Here is a 3,132-nt window from a genome sequence, read left to right as displayed (position 1 = left end):
GACTTTAAGTCATATTGCAAAAGAGTCAACTCCAACGAAGAAAGTGGATTTAAAAGGTGAGATGGTGAGCGGTTTAAGTTGGTGGCAAGTTGCTATCATTTCTATAAGTGTGTTACTGATAATTGCTGTTGTTATTTTTATTGTGAGAAGAACTCGCAAAAAATGACGATTAAAGTAAGAATATAAAGATTTTCTTTAGAGTGATATAGTCTGTTAAATCTTGTGAAAGCGAATTACTTATGCTACACTTTATATAACTTGAAATGAACGGAGGGGCTTCCTTTGATCTTAATCAGATTACGTCTCAACACTTTGTGCCAATAATTGAATAGCGCTCAAAGGCTCTGTCTGTGTACAGAGTGAACGGGATTGGTCTGCCTATTTTAAAGGAACCCTTTATTAAGCTTATATGTGAAAAAGAGGGAGGGACGAATACGCCCTCTTTTTGTTTTGCCTTTAAAAATAGAATGGGATAGTATAGGTGAACACTTGGTGTGAATACGTATATTATCTTAGGACTTTTTGACCATGTTATAGGACGAAAGCACTGCTTTCTTCTATTTCTTTGGTGAACCCTTATCCGTTTACGAAAGCACAGGCAGTGACCTGTGCTTTTTATTTACGTAATCGAAATGGAGGAATAAATATATGGAAGAATTATTACAAAGAGCAATATTAGTTGGAGTAAATTTAGGTAAGGAAGCTGATTTTGCATATTCGATGGAAGAGTTAGCGAATCTTACGGAAGCTTGTGATGTGGAAGTAATCGGTCAAGTGACGCAAAATTTACAACGAGTAAATCCGTCGCATTATATTGGAAAAGGGAAGATTGAAGAAGTAGCAGCGTATGTGAAAGAAGTAGATGCAAATATGGTCATCTTTAATGACGAATTATCTCCTTCACAAATTCGAAATTTAGAAGAGGATTTAGATTGTAAAGTAATTGATCGTACCATTTTAATTTTAGATATCTTTGCGCAACGTGCGAAAACGAAAGAAGCGCAGTTGCAAGTAGAAGTGGCCCATCTTCAGTACATGATGCCTCGTTTAATCGGTCTTCGTGAATCTTTAGGAAGACAAAGYGGGGGAGTTGGCACGAAAAATAAAGGTGTCGGTGAGAAGAAGTTGGAATTAGACCGTCGTAAAATTGAAGAACAAATTGCAGCTCTAAATAAAGAATTAGAGGCACTTGTTGCACAGCGCCAAACGCAGCGTAAACAACGTAAGAAAAATGAAATTCCAGTTGTGTCATTAGTAGGATATACGAATGCAGGTAAATCAACGATAATGAATACGATGCTTGAAATTTTTAACGGTACTGTAGAGAAACAAGTATTTGAAAAAGATATGTTATTTGCGACGTTAGAGACATCTGTACGAAATATTGATTTACCAGATAATAAATCATTTTTATTAACAGATACAGTTGGATTTGTAAGTAAATTACCGCATCATCTTGTGAAAGCATTCCGTTCAACGCTAGAGGAAGTGGCTGAAGCAGATTTACTCATTCACGTCGTAGATTACTCAAATCCCAATTATGAGCAATTAATTGATATTACAAATGAAACGTTAAAGAAAATTGGCGTGGAAAATATCCCGACGATTTATGCATATAACAAATCAGATTTGGTAGATGTTGAAATTCCGAAAGTGCAAGAAGATCGCGTTTATCTATCTGCGAAGAAACATGTTGGAATTGAAGAGCTTGTAGAAGTGGTTCGCTCACACATTTATAAAGAGTATACGAAGTGTGAAATGTTAATTCCGTATGATCAAGGACAGGTAGTTTCGTATTTCAACAATCATGCACACGTTTTATCTACGAGTTATGAAAACGAAGGTACGAAAATGGCACTAGAATGTAAGACGAGTGATTATGAGAAGTATAAGCGTTTTTCTATTTAATAAAAAAGGCGATCCTAATATGCTTTAGGGTCGTCTATTTTTTCATAGTTGCAAGCCTTCCTTTCGTCCTGCCTTAGTATAAAAGAAAATACAGAGAGTTCATATAAATAAATCCGACAAAGCATATAGAAAAAATATATTTTTTTACAAGTTGAATTTCTGGAAATAGAAACGAAACCAGTATAGAATAGAAATGTTTCAAAACTCAGAATTTATTACACTTACTGTAATAAATATATATTTTGTACAGGAAGGAGAGATTMGTATATGCAGGCAGTTTCACAAAAAAGTGCAGTGGAAACACCGACGATATATCGAATATTATTTGCGATTAGTTTCGGACATTTTTTGAATGATTCGATGCAAGCAGTTGTGCCAGCGTTGTTTCCTATTTTGGAAAAAACGATGAATTTATCCTACATGCAAGTAGGGTGKATAGCGTTCGCGTTAAATATGACGTCATCGATTATGCAGCCGGTTTTTGGTATGTATTCAGATAAGAAGCCGTCACCATTTTTRTTACCACTCGGTATGTTTTCGAGCATGCTTGGGATGATTGGGCTCGCGTTTGCCCCGAATTTTATTATTGTTATTATTTCTGTTTTATTTATTGGATTAGGTTCCGCAGTCTTTCATCCAGAAGGTGCTCGGGTTGCTTATATGGCAGCAGGTGCCAAACGTGGTTTAGCACAAGCGATTTATCAAGTGGGAGGGAATACAGGGAATTCGCTAGCACCTATTTTTACAGCGCTCATTTTCGTTCCACTAGGTCAAATTGGTTCTCTAGGTTTTACTGCTTTCGCAGCGGTAGGGATTGTATTGTTACTTTTTGTTTCAAATTGGTATAAAAATGAATTAGCGACTGGTGCTGTAAGAAGGAAAAAGAGGGCTGCACTTGAGGCTGAAAATGCGATTGTAAGTACGCACATTAAATTTGTTATTATACTTCTTGTTTTTCTAACATTCGTGCGTTCTTGGTACGGTGCTGGTATCGGGAATTTCTATCAATTTTATTTAATAGAGCATTACGGTTTATCGATAAAAAATGCACAGTATTTCGTCTTTGCTTTTATGATTGCTGGTGTATTAGGTACTTTCTTTGGTGGTCCGCTAGCGGATCGATTCGGTAAGAAAAAGATCATTGTCTTTTCCATGCTCGGTTCAGCGCCGCTAGCACTATTGTTACCGCACGTTTCTCTTATGTGGGTTGTACCGTTATTTTTA

2 protein-coding genes and 1 pseudogene are annotated in these 3,132 nt (G+C 36.4%); all 3 read left to right on the top strand.

Going from position 1 to position 3,132, the window contains the following annotated elements; translation table 11 throughout:
• Window positions 1–166, top strand: a pseudogene (locus AC1DTM_RS21180) (cobalamin biosynthesis protein CbiN); the annotation flags it as partial.
• A 482-nt stretch (window positions 167–648) separates the two neighbouring features.
• Window positions 649–1,908: a GTPase HflX gene (hflX, locus tag AC1DTM_RS21175; RefSeq protein WP_016104493.1), complete on the top strand. Its 1,260-nt coding sequence runs from the start codon at window positions 649–651 to the stop codon at window positions 1,906–1,908.
• Window positions 1,909–2,175: 267 nt separating this feature from the next.
• Window positions 2,176–3,132, top strand: a 957-nt coding sequence (locus tag AC1DTM_RS21170; RefSeq protein ID WP_477000800.1) for an MFS transporter, incomplete at its 3' end; no start/stop codon positions are given.

It is taken from the genome of Bacillus sp. P4_D3 (assembly GCF_056401855.1).
The sequence above is the reverse complement of the archived record's forward strand: the minus strand, read 5'-3'. Positions and strand labels throughout refer to the sequence as shown.